The organism is Pseudomonas sp. G.S.17 (genome assembly GCF_038096165.1).
Lineage (GTDB): Bacteria > Pseudomonadota > Gammaproteobacteria > Pseudomonadales > Pseudomonadaceae > Aquipseudomonas.
Genome location: NZ_CP151076.1, coordinates 2,753,496 through 2,767,756 on the forward strand (window position 1 = coordinate 2,753,496; position 14,261 = coordinate 2,767,756).

The window sequence follows — 14,261 nt, forward strand, 5'->3', positions numbered from 1 at the left end:
CCTCAAATCCTCGGGCGGCGCGACAGCATCACAGTAAGCATCAAGCCGCCAATCGACAGCAGCGATGCGAAGAAAAAGATTGAGGCGTAGCCCATTCCCAAAGCGATAGCGCCCATCACCGGTCCGGCAATCGCCAGGGCTAGATCGAAGAACACCGCGTAGGCGCTCAAGCCGGCACTGCGACTGGAGATCGGCACTTGCTTGATTGCTTCGACGCCCAACGCCGGGTAAACCAGAGACAATCCAAGGCCAGTCAAACCGGCGCCTGCCAGGGCAAAACCAGTGTTGGGGGAAAGCCACAACAGGACCAACCCCAGGGTTTCAACGCCCATGCAGACGATGGCCGAGGTGAAGCCGCCAAGACGGTTGATTGTGCCGATGAACAGCAAGCGGGCAAGAATGAAACAAATCCCGAAGACGCTCAGGCAATAAGCAGCGCCTTCCCATCCGCGGCTGACATAGAACAGCGTGATGAAGGTGGTCATCGTGCCATAGCCGATTGACGCCAGCGTCAGGCTGACTCCATACGGCGCGATGCGTCCAAACACCGACCAGAACGGCAGGCGTTCGCCCTTGATCACGGGAATTGAGGGTTTTTTGCGGATGATTACCAAGGCCACTATCGCCATCGCCGTCAAGGCAAGGCCGATACTGAAGAAGCCGACATCGCGCGTCATCACATAACCCAATGGCGCGCCGATGGCGATAGCCCCGTAGGAAGCGATGCCGTTCCAGGAAATCGCCCGGGCTGTATGGTCCGGCCCGACCTTGCCAATACACCAACTGATGCTGCCGACGCCGATCAGGCCTTGGGAGACGCCGATGAACAGCCGCGCAATGATCAGTACCGTCAGGCTCACCACCGGCGCGCTTTCCAGCAACGTCGCAACCGAGGTCAGCACGCCGCTGATGGCAATTCCGGACATGCCGTAAACAATCGCCAGTTTGGTGCCGATGGTGTCGCAGACCCTGCCGGCCAGTGGACGGCTGAGCAGGGTGGCCAAATATTGCGAACCAATCGTCAGACCTGCGATGACTGCGCTGAATCCCAACTGGTCGTGCACGTAGCTGGGCATCACAGCAATCGGCAAACCGATGCACAGGAACGCGATAAAGGTGTAGAGCACGATGGCGACGATCTGCAAGGTGATCGTCATGGAACTGACTTCAACTGGAGGTGGTGGCGTGAAGGCGGAGGACATGGGCTCGTTCGCTGGCAAGCGTTAGGGAGTGGCACATCATGGCTCTAGATTCCGGGAAAAGAAAGCACGCTAACGATGTAGTTTATTTATTTGTAAACAAATATTGCCGATGCTCCTAAGCAGTCATAGGATGACTGACCACAAACATAAAAATAAAGGATCTCTCGTGAGTAAACCCCTTCTTCTGGCTGCTGCGGTGGCATGCGGTCTTAGTTTTCAGGCCCACGGCGCGACGTTCGCCTACATTTCCAGCCCCGGCGACGGCTTCATTTCCCAATACGGTCTTGATGAAAAAACCGGTGCACTCAACTTGATCGAGCAGACCCAGGCTGGAAGTCAGGTCAATCCCATGGCGCTCACGCCGGATGGCAAAGTGCTGTTTGCTGCGCTGCGGGTCAAACCGTATCAGGTCGTGGGTTTCAGTATCGATCCCAAGACCGGGCATCTGAGCCAGATTTCCAAAGGTCCGTTGGCCGAAAGCCTGGCTTATCTGTCGACGGACCGATCCGGGAAGTTGCTGTTGGGCGCCTCTTATGGCGGGGATCTGCTCAGCGTGCAGGCCATCGACAAGGATCATCAGCCCAGCGACACGATTCAGACCATCAAGACCGGTCCCCACGCGCACTCGGTACGTACCGACCCGAGCAACCGCTTTGCCTACGCGGGCAATCTGGGTTCGGACCACGTCTTGCAGTTTCGCCTGGATGACAAGGCCGGCACACTGACGCCGATTGGCGACGGCTATGTCAGCGTTCCGACCAAGACCGGCCCAAGACATCTGGCGTTCTCGGCAGACGGCAAGTTCGTTTACGTTGTTGGGGAAATGAGCGGTACGGTCACCGCGTTCTCCATCGACGCGCAGAGTGGGGCGTTGACGCAGATTTCTTCGGTAAATGGCATTCCGCCGCGCCTGAATCTGGTCCACGGGGAAGTGCGCGACGCCAGCAACAATGACTTGAAGGACGACCCGACGCCACGCATCTGGGCTGCAGACCTGCGTATGTCTCCCGATGGCAAACTGCTGCTGATGACCGAACGTACCACCAGCTCGGTCTCGGCATTTTCGGTCGATGCCAGCACTGGCGCGCTGACCTTTCTCGATAACTACCCGGTCGAGGAGAAGCAACCGCGCAACATCGCGTTCTCACCCAATGGCAAATGGCTGCTCGTGACTGGCGAGAAATCCGCCACGGTCGGTGCTTATGCAGTGGGCAGCGATGGTGCATTGAAGCGTGTCAGCGAAGCGCCATCAGGCAAGGGCGCCTTGTGGATCGAGGTCCTGCAACAATCCGCTGAATAAGCTCCGCGCCTGAACGCAAAAGCCCCGTCACACAGGACGGGGCTTTTGTTTGTCAGCGTTCTGATCAGATCAAATCAAATCAAATCAGAGCACGACGCCTTGGCTGCGCAGGTAGTCGTCGTAGGTGCCGCTGAAGTCGACCACGCCGCTTGGGCTCAGCTCGATAATGCGGGTTGCCAGCGAGGAAACGAACTCACGGTCGTGGCTGACGAAAATCAGCGTGCCCGGATAGTTTTCCAGCGCCAGGTTCAGCGCTTCGATGGATTCCATGTCCAAGTGGTTGGTCGGTTCGTCCATGATCAGCACGTTCGGTTTTTGCAGGATCAGCTTGCCGAACAGCATGCGACCTTGCTCACCACCGGAAATCACTTTGACCGATTTCAGGATGTCGTCGTTGGAGAACAGCATGCGGCCCAGGGTACCGCGAACGACTTGCTCGCCGCCTTGAGTCCAGCGACCCATCCAGTCGAACAGGTTGGATTCATCTTCGAAGTCGGAAGCGTGATCCTGAGCGTAGTAGCCCAGCTCGGCCGCATCGGTCCATTTGACCGTACCGGCGTCCGGCGACAGCTCGTTGACCAGCGTGCGCAGCAGGGTAGTTTTACCGATACCGTTCGGGCCGATGATCGCGACACGCTCGCCGGCTTCAACGGTAAAGCTGAAGTCCTTGAACAGCGCTTTGCCGTCAAAGCCTTTAGCCATACGCTCGACGATGACCGCCTGACGGTGCAGCTTTTTGGTCTGCTCGAAACGAATGAACGGGCTGACACGGCTTGAAGGCTTGACCTCGGCCAGGTGAATCTTGTCGATCTGCTTGGCGCGGGAACTGGCCTGCTTGGATTTCGAGGCGTTGGCCGAGAAGCGGCTGACGAACGCTTGCAGTTCGTTGATCTGCGCTTTCTTCTTGGCGTTGTCCGACAGCAACTGCTCGCGGGACTGAGTCGCCACGGTCATGTACTCGTCGTAGTTGCCCGGGAACAGACGCAGCTCGCCGTAATCCAGGTCGGCCATGTGCGTGCAGACACTGTTCAGGAAGTGCCTATCGTGAGAGATGATGATCATCAGGCTGTTGCGCTGGGTAAGGATGTTTTCCAGCCAGCGAATCGTGTTGATGTCCAAGTGGTTGGTCGGTTCATCGAGCAACAGCACTTCAGGATCGGAGAACAACGCTTGAGCCAGCAACACTCGCAGTTTCCAGCCCGGCGATACTTCGCTCATCGGCCCGCTGTGCTGCTCGATGCCGATACCCAAGCCCAACAGCAGCTCACCGGCACGGGATTCGGCGGTGTAACCGTCCATTTCCGCGAACTCGGTTTCCAGCTCGGCAACGGCCATGCCGTCGTCTTCGGTCATTTCCGGCAGCGAATAGATGCGATCACGCTCGGCCTTGACCTTCCACAGCTCTTCGTGACCCATGATCACGGTGTCGAGCACGGAAAACTCTTCGTAAGCGAACTGGTCCTGGCGCAACTTACCCAGACGCACGTTCGGCTCCAGCATCACCTGCCCACCCGAAGGCTCCAGATCATCGCCGAGGATCTTCATGAAGGTGGATTTACCGCAGCCGTTGGCGCCGATCAGGCCATAACGGTTACCGGCACCAAACTTGACCGAGACGTTCTCGAACAAAGGCTTCGCGCCGAACTGCATCGTGATGTTTGCTGTGGAGATCAATTACCTTACCTTCAATGACTTGGAGTTGGCTGAATGCAGCCGATACCGATTTGATACCCGTTTCCGTCTTTGCTCAGGGCGTTTGACCCGAGTCTGAGGCCTTTCTTTGGGCCATATCTATTCAGCAATCTGCGACACGTGCGTCGGATTGCTGCAAATGAATGCGGGATTCATGCCGAATTTGGCGCGCATTGTCGCACAGACTGGGTGGCAGTTGTATGGCGGTCTGTACGTCAGGCCGATTGCTGTCGGATAACTGGTCGCGTGTAGCCGGGCTTAGGCGTTGATCAGGCACAGCACTCCAGTAGATGTACGTCTCGGATGATCTCTTCACCGCTTTCGATTTCTGCCTTGCGCAGATCATAGGAAGCCTGGAGGTTCAGCCAAAACTGCGCAGTGGTGCCCAGCGCTTGTGCCAGACGCAAAGCAACGTCTGCGCTCACATTCCTCCGCTCGCGAACAATGTCATTAACCGTTGGGGCAGAGACATGGAGTGCTCGGGCCAGTGCCGCTGGCGTAACTCCCAGAGGATCCAGGAATTCCTCTTTGAGTATCTCTCCCGGATGTATCGGCCGCATGCCGTTCGTATGCATGGTTCACCTCAGTGATAGTCAACTATTTCAACGTTTTCCGGTCCGTTTTGCCCCATATGAAGCAGATACGAAACTGAGCATTGATGCGGATACTGTGCTGTCCTTCTCGGTCACCATCAAGCTCTTCCAATCTATTGCCGGGTGGTGATTTCAGGTCTTGCAGTCCAACTGCCGCATCGAGCATCACAAGTTTTCGTTCAGCGACGTTTTTTATAGCGCTCCACCTTCGTGTCTTGCCTGTGGTGAAAAGCGTTTCGGAATGAGAACAACGAAAACTTTGGATCATTGTTAATGCTTAACGTTATGCGTTAAGCCGGAGTATATAGCGTTCCGGCCATTTTTCAACAGCCAGGCGTATCAGAATATCCGCGGCCACAAGCTTGTGACAAAAGCCTCTTGCCTGGACCGGCGAACTCACAGCACAAACTGATGCAACGCAACCATCATCGTGACCACCAGCACCGCGCAGCCAATCCCGAGTGTCCATTGCGCAGCAACCGTTTCGTCGAACCATTCCCATTTGGACGGGAATTTCCCCAACGTAACCAGACGTATGAAAAGCCAGCCAACGGGGTAGCACACTACACGTGCCAGGACTTCAGCTATTGCCTCGATCATTACTTGCACATCCTTGTCGTTCGTTCCCCACGTTCAATTCAATAGCAAGGAACTGAACCCAGTCGTTGCGGCCTCATGAATACCTGCCATTAAAAGAGGATCCGCTGATGAGCGAGCAAAAGAAAGAAGCGCCCAAGGAATCTCCGAAAGAAGCGCCCAAACAGAACACTCCGGCGCACTCGACACCTGAGGAGAAAGAACGGCTCAAGGACTTCAACAAAGACGGAATTCCGCCTGGCGTTTACTGATTCGTGGCGGCGGAGGGTGGAACGCTGATCTTGCGTGGATGTCTAGTGCATATCGCTTCCACCCTTGGGAAGCCAGTCTGGAGTAGCGCCGTTGAATATTTTTGAAGCCTTGCGTGAAAGTCATGATCGCCAGCGCGGTTATGCCGAAAATCTGGTACGTACCAGTGGCGACAATCAGGAACGTGTGGATGCGTACAAACAACTCAAGGCTGAGCTGCAGGCGCATGAAACCGCCGAAGAGCGCTTCTTTTATATCCCGCTGATGGCCCATGACAATGGCGTCGATCTGAGTCGCCATGCGATTTCCGAGCATCATGCGATGGATGAGCTCATGGAAGAACTGGACGAAACGGAGATGTCCAGCCCGAGCTGGCTCGCCACGGCCAAGAAACTGTCCGAGAAAGTGCATCACCATTTGAAGGAAGAAGAGCAGAAATTCTTTCAGATGGCGGGCAAGCTTCTGGACGAAAAGCAGAAGGAATTGTTGGCCGGTCAGTATGTAAAAGAGTACGAAGAGCAACTGGCTGAAGCCTGATAGCGTGTTCAAGGCTCGCCGGACAGGCGATGCACTGACGGCGAACGTGTAGAATCGGATTTTTTCGCCTTCAAGGATTGTCATGAAGCTGTTGATTGGGGCTGTTGCGGCGGTGCTGCTGGTTGGCTGTACCTCACCGTCAAATCAGGCCCGCGCTGGCGGGCCTTACAAGGTTTACACCACGCAGAAGGCGGCGAACGTTGTTGCGCAATGTGTGGAATATGCCTGGCAGGACGCCGCCATGGTGGGTCCGGACCCTGAAGCGTTCATGCGCTCCACTGCTGACGGCTTCACCGTCTACACAACCGGTGCCGAATACTTTGTCGATGTGAAACCGCAGAGCGGCAAGACCGTCCTCAACTTCTACGCCGCACCAGACACCATGCCGGCTGACCGACGCGGGGCTGCCTTGGCGACTTGCCTGTAAGACGCAGCATCCAACGTACAAAAAAAATGGCCCGGGATAATCCCGGGCCATTTTTCGTTGCAAGGCTGTCAGTTGTCGTCAGAACCTGACGCACCACCACCGGTGCCATTGGGGCCATTCTTGTTCGGGCCGCCGGTCTTGCCAACGCCGCTGCCAGTGTCACCGCCATCAACGGATTTACCTGCGCCGGTCCCCGTGCCGCGGCCATAGGCATCAGCATCTTTGCTGCCGGTTGGTGCGCTTGGATTGGTGCCGGGCGGCATGGCTGAACCGCTTTGGGTAGCGCCACCGGTTTCAGGTTTGGCTGGCCCGGTATTCGACTCGCCTGACGCCGCGAATGCGGACATGCAAGAGATGGAAAGCAGGCCGGTCAGAACAAGGCTAGTCATCTTTGACTTCATCATGGGTACGTCTCCTGGTTATGAGCGTTACCTGATATTGGTCAATCTTACCCTCCCCATCGTGCCCTGATCTGCGACGAACGGTCATACGCCTTGCATCGCTTCAGGGCTCAATCCCGTGCAGTTCGCAGTATTGCGACCATTCCATGCCGGCCATTTCGGCAACTTCCTTGTGAACCTCGCGACGCTGACTCTCGAATTCTTCAGGCGACTCGGCGGTGAGTTGCAAGGTCAATTCCCAGGCGAAGAAACCCAGGCGCTGGGCCTCTTCCTCGAAGGCTTCGTGCAGGCGTTCTTCACGATATTGCTCCTTGGTGACGCCCGCCGCCTGAGCGGCAAGAGGATTGAGGTGTTCGAGTTCATCCTGAAGGTGCGGATGAGCCGCGAGGAATCGAGTCAGGGCAATCTGGTGTGGATGTTCGGTTTGAGTCATGCAGGCTCCAAAAGAGGCAAATCGCGGAAACCGGGAGCAAGGATCGGGTAGCCAATTGCGTGCGCGGTTGTGGCGCAGCGCGCACTCGATTGAGGCCTTGCTACCCGGGACGTTGCCAACAGTAGCAAATCAGTCGTGCATGGTAGCCGCATCGCCGCGCTTGTCCACGAAGCTATCTCTATGATCCCGATGGAATTTCTCTACCCATGTTTTTTCATCGTCAGCCGTGGCACACTTCCTGCTGTCCATTCCGTTGTTGCATACTCTGTTCCGCTATAGCGGAACAAACTCATTCTTCGGTGGAGTTCTTGTCATGGGTAGCGGACTTTTCTCTTTAAAAACGTGTGCATGTGTCGTTGCGACGATGGCCGTGCTGGTCGGCGCGGCGCAAGCAGCGGATGCCAGCAAACTGGACAGCGTGTTGCAGCGCGGCAAGCTGGTAGTGGGCACGGGCAGCACCAATGCGCCTTGGCACTTTCAGGGCGCGGACGGCAAGTTGCAGGGTTTTGATATCGACATCGGCCGCATCATTGCCAAAGGCTTGTTCAATGACCCGAGCAAAGTCGAGTTCGTTGTGCAGTCCTCGGACGCGCGAATTCCCAACCTGTTGACCGACAAGGTTGATATCAGCTGCCAGTTCATCACGGTCACCGCCAGTCGCGCCCAACAAGTGGCCTTCACCTTGCCGTATTACCGCGAAGGTGTGGCGTTGCTGCTGCCGGCCAACAGCAAGTACAAGGAAATTGACGACCTGAAAGCGGCCGGAACAGGCGTCATCGTCGCCGTCCTGCAAAACGTATATGCCGAAGAACTGGTGCATCAGGCATTGCCCCAAGCCAAGGTCGATCAATACGACAGCGTTGATTTGATGTACCAGGCGATCAATTCCGGGCGCGCCGATGCCGCCGCCACCGATCAGTCCTCGGTGAAATACCTGATGGTGCAAAACCCTGGCCGTTACCGCTCGCCGGCTTTTGCCTGGAGCCCGCAAACCTATGCCTGCGCCGTCAAACGTGGCGATCAGGATTGGCTGAACTTCGTCAATACCGCCCTGCATGAAGCCATGACTGGCGTTGAGTTCCCGACGTATGCGGCGTCGTTCAAGCAGTGGTTCGGGGTAGATCTGCCAACGCCGTCGATTGGCTTTCCGATGGAATACAAGTAATCAGAACCTGACTGACGGGGCAGGATGACAAGGCAGTCGTCCCGTTCCAGGTATTGCTGACCATGAATTATCAATTGAATTTTGCCGCGGTCTGGCGTGACTTCCCCAACTTGCTGGCGGGGCTGGGATTGGGGTTGGAACTGGCCCTGATTTCCATTGCCATCGGCTGCGTCATCGGCCTGATGACGGCGTTTGCGCTGCTGTCTCGGCATCGCGCGCTGCGCGTTGTCGCTTCGGTGTATGTAACGGTGATCCGCAACACGCCGATTCTGGTGCTGATCCTGTTGATCTATTTCGCGCTGCCGGGCCTGGGTATCCGCCTGGACAAGCTTGCGTCGTTCATCGTGACCCTGTCGCTGTATGCCGGGGCTTACCTGACCGAAGTGTTCCGCGCCGGGCTGTTGAGCATTCACAAGGGCCAGCGCGAAGCCGGGCTGGCGATCGGACTCGGGGAATGGCAGGTCAAGGCCTACATCGTAGTGCCGGTCATGCTGCGCAATGTGTTGCCGGCCTTGTCCAACAACTTCATTTCGCTGTTCAAGGACACGTCGCTGGCGGCCGCCATCGCGGTGCCGGAACTGACGTATTACGCGCGCAAGATCAATGTCGAGAGTTATCGGGTCATTGAAACCTGGCTGGTGACCACCGGGCTGTATGTGGTGGCCTGTTATGTGATCGCGATGCTGCTGCGCTACCTCGAACAACGCTTGGCAATTCGCCGCTAGGAGGCCTGACTTATGTACGAACAACCTTCCTGGCTGCATGAGCTGTGGATTGCCCGGGAAACCTTGTGGGCCGGCTTCTTGACCAGCGTGCAATGTTCGGCGCTGGCCATCGTCTGGGGCACCCTTATCGGCGTGTTCGCCGGGTTGATCCTGACTTACGGCAATGTCTGGGCGCGCCTGCCGTTTCGGATCTATGTCGACCTGATTCGTGGCACGCCAGTCTTCGTTCTGGTCCTGGCGGTGTTTTACATGGCCCCCGCACTGGGCTGGCCGATCACGGCGTTCCAGGCCGGTGCCTTGGGCCTGACGCTGTTCTGCGGTTCCCACGTTGCGGAAATCGTTCGCGGCGCGTTGCAAGCCATTGCGCGCGGGCAACTGGAAGCCGGCAAAGCCATCGGCCTGACATTTCCCCAGTCCTTGATCTACGTGCTTTTGCCTCAAGCGTTACGGCAGATCTTGCCCACCTGGGTGAACTCGTCCACCGAGATCGTCAAGGCATCGACGCTCCTTTCGGTGATCGGCGTGGCTGAGCTGTTGCTCAGTACCCAGCAGGTGATCGCCCGGACCTTCATGACCCTGGAGTTCTATCTGTTCGCTGGTTTTCTCTTCTTCGTCATCAACTACGCCATCGAGCTTCTTGGGCGGCAAATCGAAAAACGGGTGGCCTTGCCATGACACAGTCTCAAACCGTGATTACCGAGCCAGCATTGCTGAGCATCGAAGGGCTGCATAAATCCTACGGCGCCGTGGAAGTGCTCAAAGGCGTGGATCTGCGCATGCAAAAGGGCAACGTGGTGACGCTGATCGGCTCCAGCGGCTCGGGTAAAACCACGCTGCTGCGTTGCGTCAATCTGCTCGAAGAGTTTCAGGGCGGACATATTCGCCTTGAAGGCCAGGACATCGGTTACAGCGATATCGATGGCAAGCGCGTGCGGCACCCGGAAAAAGTCATCGCCAGCCATCGGGCCATGACCGGCATGGCTTTCCAGCAGTTCAATCTTTTCCCGCACCTGAGCGCGTTGCAGAACGTGACGCTGGGCTTGCTCAAGGTCAAGAAGCTGCCCAAGGATCAGGCTGTGGCGCTGGCCGAGAAATGGCTGGATCGCGTCGGCCTGCTGGAGCGGCGCAATCACTTTCCGGGGCAGCTTTCCGGCGGCCAGCAGCAGCGCGTGGCGATTGCCCGCGCCATCGCGATGAATCCCAGCCTGATGCTGTTCGATGAAGTGACGTCGGCATTGGACCCGGAACTCGTTGGCGAAGTGCTCAGTGTCATCAAGGGCCTGGCGGAAGACGGCATGACCATGCTGCTGGTGACCCATGAAATGCGCTTTGCTTATGAGGTGTCGGACCAGATCGTGTTCATGAATCAGGGGCGCATCGAGGAGCAAGGTCCACCCAAACAGTTGTTCGAGCAGCCAAAGTCGGCGCGCCTGGGCGAATTTTTGAAGAACATCCGTTTTTGAGTGTTAACCACGTCTGTAGAGGAGAAACATCATGAGCATTACTCGTTACGGCGCAGGCAGCGTCGCCGGTGGCGGTCAACCGCGTCCTTTTGCCCGTGCCGTCGAGGCCGATGGCTGGTTGCATGTGTCCGGCCAGGTGCCGGCTGAAAATGGCGAGATTATCGTCGGCGGCATTGTCGAACAGACCCGCAAGACCATGGACAACCTGGTCGCCATTCTCACTGAAGCCGGTTACGGCCTCGAAGATGTGGTCCGCGTTGGTGTTTGGCTGGAAGATCCCCGCGACTTCTGGAGTTTCAATAAAGTCTTCGGCGAATACTTCACCCCCGAACACGCCCCGGCCCGCGCCTGTGTGCAGGCCAACATGATGGTCGATTGCAAGGTCGAGATCGATTGCATTGCTTACAAGAAAAAGTGACGCGGCAAGTTGCAGGCGGACGTTGCGATCCTTGCAGCTTGAAGCTCGTAGCTTGAGACTGCTTCACCTTTTACCGCGCTTGAGTGCGCCACGGACGAGCCAAACATGAGTGAAGATACGATCAAACGCAGGGCCCGCGGTCTGGACCGGGCGTTCGATATTCTCGATTTCCTCAAGGAAAAGGGCACGCCGCTGCGCCCCAATGAAATCGCCAGCGGTATCGGCAGCCCGAAATCGACGGTGTATGAACTGGTCGGCTCATTGCTTGAGCGACGGATTCTCGAAGCTGTCGGCAAGGAGGGGCATGTTTATCTGGGGCGGCAGTTGTACTTCCTTGGCCAGGCGCACCTGCGGCATTTCGATTTCACCCGGGAAGCGGAAAGCTGTCTGACTGACATCGTCAGCCAGACCCGGGAAACGGCGCAGATGTGTCTGCTCAACGGCCGCAAGTACACCGTGGCGCTGATGAAAGAGGGTGAACGGCATTTCCGGATTTCTTCGGACATTGGCGAAAACGCGCCGATTCCGTGGACCGCCTCGGGGCGCCTTTTGCTGTGTCATCTGAGCGATCAGGAAATTGCCGACTTGATCGATCCGGAGGATTTCATCCTGCCGGACGGTGAGCGCCTGCCCATGGACAGGTTTCTGGCCGAGATTCGCCAGGCCGGGCAGGAGGGTTTCTTTTCCTTCGACAGCGTGGCCGACACCTTCACTCATTGCTTTGCGGCACCGGTAAAAGACGACAAGGGTGTGTGCATTGCCACGCTGTGTATCGTCGCGCCTCGGGCCGACGCGAAAAACAATTACAACGACTATCGTCGAGTGCTGATCGCCAGTGCCAATGGCCTCGCTCGTCGAATCAACGAATAAAAACCCTGGAGAATTCTCATGGGCATTGCAGTGGTAGAAAAGGGCGCCGCCGCGCCGGGTGATCATCTGGTTCGCGACGTCAGCCTTCCCGCGCTGGTCATCCACCGCGAGGCGCTGGACCACAACATTCGCTGGATGCAGGCGTTCGTCAGCAACAGCGGCGCGGAACTGGCGCCCCATGGCAAAACCAGCATGGTTCCGGCTTTGTTCCGGCGTCAGCTGGAAGAGGGCGCATGGGGCATGACGCTTGCCACTGCCGTGCAGACCCATGCTGCGTATGCCCATGGCGTGCGGCGGGTGCTGATGGCCAATCAACTGGTCGGCACGCCGAACATGGCGCTGATCGCTGACTTGCTTGGCGACTCGATGTTCGATTTTCACTGCATGGTCGATCATCCGGACAACGTCGCCGCGCTGGGCGAGTTTTTCGCCTCCCGGGGCCTGCGCCTGAACGTGATGATCGAATACGGCGTGCCGGGCGGCCGCTGCGGCTGTCGAACGGAACAGGAGGTTCTGGACCTCGCCGATGCCATCGCGGCGCAACCGTCCTTGGCGTTGACCGGCATCGAGGGTTACGAAGGTGTGATCCATGGCGACAAGGCGGTCAATGACATCCGCGCCTTTGCCGCGTCGCTGGTACGACTGGCCGTGGAGTTGCAGGACAAAGGCGCTTTTGCCCTGGATCGGCCGATTGTTACGGCATCCGGCTCGGCTTGGTACGACTTGATCGCCGAAGCGTTCGACGCACGTCAGGTGCGCGAACGGTTTCTCGGCGTGCTGCGCCCCGGCAGTTACGTGGTGCATGACCACGGTATCTATAAAGACGCCCAGTGTTGCGTGCTCGACCGGCGCAGCGAACTGACTGAAGGGTTGCGTCCGGCCCTGGAAGTCTGGGCGCATGTGCAATCGCTGCCTGAACCGGGTTTTGCCGTGGTCGCGATGGGCAAGCGTGATGTGGCTTTTGACGCCGGTCTGCCCAATCCGATCAAGCGCTACAAGGCCGGCGAACTGCCCGCCAACGGCGATGATGTCAGCGCCTGCAAGGTCACGGCGGTCATGGACCAGCACGCGTTCATGACCATCGCGCCCGGTTGCGACTTGAAGGTGGGCGACATCATTTCCTTCGGCACCTCACACCCGTGCCTGACCTTCGATAAATGGCGCAGCGGTTGCCTGGTCGATGAACAACTGCAAGTCATCGAAACGTTCGATACCTGCTTTTGATGACCTGGAGAACCTGAACATGAGCGAACTGCTCAGCCACAGTCATCCGCGCATCGCCCTGATCGGCGAGTGCATGATCGAGTTGCAACAGCACGCTAACGGCAGCCTGCAGCAGAGTTTTGGCGGCGATACGCTGAATACGGCGGTGTATATCGCCCGCTTGTTGGGGCGCACCGCTCAGGTGGACTACGTCACCGCGCTGGGCGACGACAGCTTCAGCGACGCCATGTGCCGCGTCTGGGAGCAGGAAGGCATTGGCTTGAGCCAGGTGCAGCGCCTGCCGGGGCGTTTGCCGGGCTTGTATTGCATCCAGACCGATGCCAATGGCGAGCGGCGCTTCCTGTACTGGCGAAATGAAGCGGCGGTGCGTGATTGTTTCAACACACCCGAGTCCGACACCATTCTCAACGAGCTGCAAAACTACGACGTGGTGTACCTCAGCGGCATAACCCTGGCGGTGCTCGGCGAGCGTGGTCGCAAGCGGTTGCTGTCCAGGCTTGCGCAAGTCCGGGCGCAGGGCGTTCGGGTGGTGTTCGACAACAACTATCGACCGCGCTTGTGGGAAAGTGTCGAGCAGGCTCGTGAGGCGTATCGCGCTTGCATGGCCTGCGTCGATCTGGCCCTGTTGACCGAGGACGACGAGCAGGCGCTGTACGGTTATGCCGACAGCGAAGAGCTGCTGACGGTTTATCGCGAACTGGGCATCAGTGAAGTGGTGGTCAAGCGCGGTGCGCAGAGTTGTCTGGTGGAGTCTGGCGGCGAACGCTTCGAAGTGGCTGCTCGTCCGGTAAACCTGGTGGTGGACACCACGGCGGCGGGGGATTCATTCAGTGCAGGTTATCTGTCGATGCGCCTGCGGGGCGCGAGTCCGGTGGAAGCGGCCAATGCCGGGCATCACTTGGCCAGTCTGGTGATTCAGTATCCTGGTGCGTTGATTCCGGCGAGTGTCATGCCGAGTCTCTGAT

General features: G+C 57.7%; 18 protein-coding genes and 1 pseudogene. 12 read left to right on the plus strand and 7 right to left on the minus strand.

Going from position 1 to position 14,261, the window contains the following annotated elements; genetic code table 11:
- Positions 1 to 2 precede the first annotated feature (2 nt).
- The gene (locus tag AABC73_RS12690; RefSeq protein WP_341523877.1) at positions 3 to 1,202 is read right to left on the minus strand and encodes an MFS transporter; all 1,200 of its coding nucleotides are present in this window, start codon (positions 1,200 to 1,202) and stop codon (positions 3 to 5) included.
- Positions 1,203 to 1,332: 130 nt separating this feature from the next.
- On the opposite strand from AABC73_RS12690, the gene AABC73_RS12695 reads away from it, so the two are divergent.
- Positions 1,333 to 2,502 (plus strand): lactonase family protein, encoded by a 1,170-nt coding sequence (locus AABC73_RS12695; protein ID WP_341523878.1) that lies wholly within the window; start codon positions 1,333 to 1,335, stop codon positions 2,500 to 2,502.
- A gap of 84 nt (positions 2,503 to 2,586) precedes the next feature.
- On the opposite strand, the gene AABC73_RS12700 is transcribed toward AABC73_RS12695, so the two are convergent.
- The 4 genes and pseudogenes from AABC73_RS12700 to AABC73_RS12715 all read right to left on the minus strand — a co-directional run bounded on the left by AABC73_RS12700 (position 2,587) and on the right by AABC73_RS12715 (position 5,387).
- Positions 2,587 to 4,176 (minus strand): ABC-F family ATPase, encoded by a 1,590-nt coding sequence (locus AABC73_RS12700; protein WP_341523879.1) that lies wholly within the window; start codon positions 4,174 to 4,176, stop codon positions 2,587 to 2,589.
- 287 nt (positions 4,177 to 4,463) lie between these two features.
- Positions 4,464 to 4,769 (minus strand): HigA family addiction module antitoxin, encoded by a 306-nt coding sequence (locus AABC73_RS12705; protein ID WP_341523880.1) that lies wholly within the window; start codon positions 4,767 to 4,769, stop codon positions 4,464 to 4,466.
- 8 nt (positions 4,770 to 4,777) lie between these two features.
- Positions 4,778 to 5,055, minus strand: a pseudogene (locus tag AABC73_RS12710) (type II toxin-antitoxin system RelE/ParE family toxin).
- Positions 5,056 to 5,183: 128 nt separating this feature from the next.
- The gene (locus tag AABC73_RS12715; protein ID WP_341523881.1) at positions 5,184 to 5,387 is read right to left on the minus strand and encodes a hypothetical protein; all 204 of its coding nucleotides are present in this window, start codon (positions 5,385 to 5,387) and stop codon (positions 5,184 to 5,186) included.
- A 107-nt stretch (positions 5,388 to 5,494) separates the two neighbouring features.
- Here AABC73_RS12715 and AABC73_RS12720 point away from each other — a divergent pair, with 107 nt between their 5' ends.
- From AABC73_RS12720 to AABC73_RS12730, 3 genes are all read left to right on the plus strand, one after another.
- A complete protein-coding gene (locus tag AABC73_RS12720; RefSeq protein WP_341523882.1) occupies positions 5,495 to 5,635 on the plus strand; it encodes a hypothetical protein in 141 nt (46 codons plus the stop codon).
- A gap of 91 nt (positions 5,636 to 5,726) precedes the next feature.
- Entirely contained in the window at positions 5,727 to 6,170 is a 444-nt protein-coding gene (locus tag AABC73_RS12725) for a hemerythrin domain-containing protein (RefSeq protein ID WP_341523883.1), read from the plus strand.
- Positions 6,171 to 6,252: 82 nt separating this feature from the next.
- A complete protein-coding gene (locus AABC73_RS12730; protein WP_341523884.1) occupies positions 6,253 to 6,597 on the plus strand; it encodes a 2-oxoacid ferredoxin oxidoreductase in 345 nt (114 codons plus the stop codon).
- Between the two features lie 68 nt (positions 6,598 to 6,665).
- On the opposite strand, the gene AABC73_RS12735 is transcribed toward AABC73_RS12730, so the two are convergent.
- Both AABC73_RS12735 and AABC73_RS12740 read right to left on the minus strand, forming a co-directional pair.
- Entirely contained in the window at positions 6,666 to 7,001 is a 336-nt protein-coding gene (locus AABC73_RS12735) for a hypothetical protein (protein ID WP_341523885.1), read from the minus strand.
- A 100-nt stretch (positions 7,002 to 7,101) separates the two neighbouring features.
- A complete protein-coding gene (locus AABC73_RS12740; protein ID WP_341523886.1) occupies positions 7,102 to 7,431 on the minus strand; it encodes a DUF6388 family protein in 330 nt (109 codons plus the stop codon).
- 364 nt (positions 7,432 to 7,795) lie between these two features.
- Here AABC73_RS12740 and AABC73_RS12745 point away from each other — a divergent pair, with 364 nt between their 5' ends.
- The 8 genes from AABC73_RS12745 (at position 7,796) to AABC73_RS12780 (ending at position 14,260) form a co-directional block, all read left to right on the plus strand.
- Positions 7,796 to 8,596, plus strand: coding sequence for a transporter substrate-binding domain-containing protein (locus AABC73_RS12745; protein ID WP_341523887.1), 801 nt, complete (start codon positions 7,796 to 7,798; stop codon positions 8,594 to 8,596).
- Between the two features lie 62 nt (positions 8,597 to 8,658).
- Positions 8,659 to 9,321, plus strand: coding sequence for an amino acid ABC transporter permease (locus tag AABC73_RS12750; protein WP_341523888.1), 663 nt, complete (start codon positions 8,659 to 8,661; stop codon positions 9,319 to 9,321).
- A 12-nt stretch (positions 9,322 to 9,333) separates the two neighbouring features.
- A complete protein-coding gene (locus tag AABC73_RS12755) occupies positions 9,334 to 9,996 on the plus strand; it encodes an amino acid ABC transporter permease (protein ID WP_341523889.1) in 663 nt (220 codons plus the stop codon).
- On the plus strand, positions 9,993 to 10,784 hold the full coding sequence (locus AABC73_RS12760) for an amino acid ABC transporter ATP-binding protein (protein WP_341523890.1): 792 nt from the start codon (positions 9,993 to 9,995) through the stop codon (positions 10,782 to 10,784). The genes AABC73_RS12755 and AABC73_RS12760 overlap by 4 nt, the downstream gene beginning before the upstream one ends.
- Before the next feature lie 31 nt (positions 10,785 to 10,815).
- Positions 10,816 to 11,202: a RidA family protein gene (locus AABC73_RS12765; RefSeq protein WP_020290052.1), complete on the plus strand. Its 387-nt coding sequence runs from the start codon at positions 10,816 to 10,818 to the stop codon at positions 11,200 to 11,202.
- 105 nt (positions 11,203 to 11,307) lie between these two features.
- A complete protein-coding gene (locus AABC73_RS12770; RefSeq protein ID WP_065836529.1) occupies positions 11,308 to 12,072 on the plus strand; it encodes an IclR family transcriptional regulator in 765 nt (254 codons plus the stop codon).
- Between the two features lie 18 nt (positions 12,073 to 12,090).
- Complete coding sequence (locus tag AABC73_RS12775) at positions 12,091 to 13,296, plus strand: amino acid deaminase (protein ID WP_341523891.1); 1,206 nt, start codon at positions 12,091 to 12,093, stop codon at positions 13,294 to 13,296.
- Positions 13,297 to 13,315: 19 nt separating this feature from the next.
- Entirely contained in the window at positions 13,316 to 14,260 is a 945-nt protein-coding gene (locus tag AABC73_RS12780) for a sugar kinase (protein ID WP_341523892.1), read from the plus strand.
- Position 14,261: the final 1 nt, after the last annotated feature.

Bases quoted from the DNA above. Each gene is read 5' to 3' on its own strand.
- AABC73_RS12690 (WP_341523877.1), bottom strand. From the start codon at position 1,202: ATGTCCTCCGCCTTCACGCCACCACCTCCAGTTGAAGTCAGTTCCATG.
- AABC73_RS12695 (WP_341523878.1), top strand. From the start codon at position 1,333: ATGACTGACCACAAACATAAAAATAAAGGATCTCTCGTGAGTAAACCC.
- AABC73_RS12705 (WP_341523880.1), bottom strand. From the start codon at position 4,769: ATGCATACGAACGGCATGCGGCCGATACATCCGGGAGAGATACTCAAA.
- AABC73_RS12715 (WP_341523881.1), bottom strand. From the start codon at position 5,387: ATGATCGAGGCAATAGCTGAAGTCCTGGCACGTGTAGTGTGCTACCCC.
- AABC73_RS12720 (WP_341523882.1), top strand. From the start codon at position 5,495: ATGAGCGAGCAAAAGAAAGAAGCGCCCAAGGAATCTCCGAAAGAAGCG.
- AABC73_RS12730 (WP_341523884.1), top strand. From the start codon at position 6,253: ATGAAGCTGTTGATTGGGGCTGTTGCGGCGGTGCTGCTGGTTGGCTGT.
- AABC73_RS12735 (WP_341523885.1), bottom strand. From the start codon at position 7,001: ATGATGAAGTCAAAGATGACTAGCCTTGTTCTGACCGGCCTGCTTTCC.
- AABC73_RS12740 (WP_341523886.1), bottom strand. From the start codon at position 7,431: ATGACTCAAACCGAACATCCACACCAGATTGCCCTGACTCGATTCCTC.
- AABC73_RS12745 (WP_341523887.1), top strand. From the start codon at position 7,796: ATGGCCGTGCTGGTCGGCGCGGCGCAAGCAGCGGATGCCAGCAAACTG.
- AABC73_RS12750 (WP_341523888.1), top strand. From the start codon at position 8,659: ATGAATTATCAATTGAATTTTGCCGCGGTCTGGCGTGACTTCCCCAAC.
- AABC73_RS12755 (WP_341523889.1), top strand. From the start codon at position 9,334: ATGTACGAACAACCTTCCTGGCTGCATGAGCTGTGGATTGCCCGGGAA.
- AABC73_RS12760 (WP_341523890.1), top strand. From the start codon at position 9,993: ATGACACAGTCTCAAACCGTGATTACCGAGCCAGCATTGCTGAGCATC.
- AABC73_RS12765 (WP_020290052.1), top strand. From the start codon at position 10,816: ATGAGCATTACTCGTTACGGCGCAGGCAGCGTCGCCGGTGGCGGTCAA.
- AABC73_RS12770 (WP_065836529.1), top strand. From the start codon at position 11,308: ATGAGTGAAGATACGATCAAACGCAGGGCCCGCGGTCTGGACCGGGCG.
- AABC73_RS12775 (WP_341523891.1), top strand. From the start codon at position 12,091: ATGGGCATTGCAGTGGTAGAAAAGGGCGCCGCCGCGCCGGGTGATCAT.
- AABC73_RS12780 (WP_341523892.1), top strand. From the start codon at position 13,316: ATGAGCGAACTGCTCAGCCACAGTCATCCGCGCATCGCCCTGATCGGC.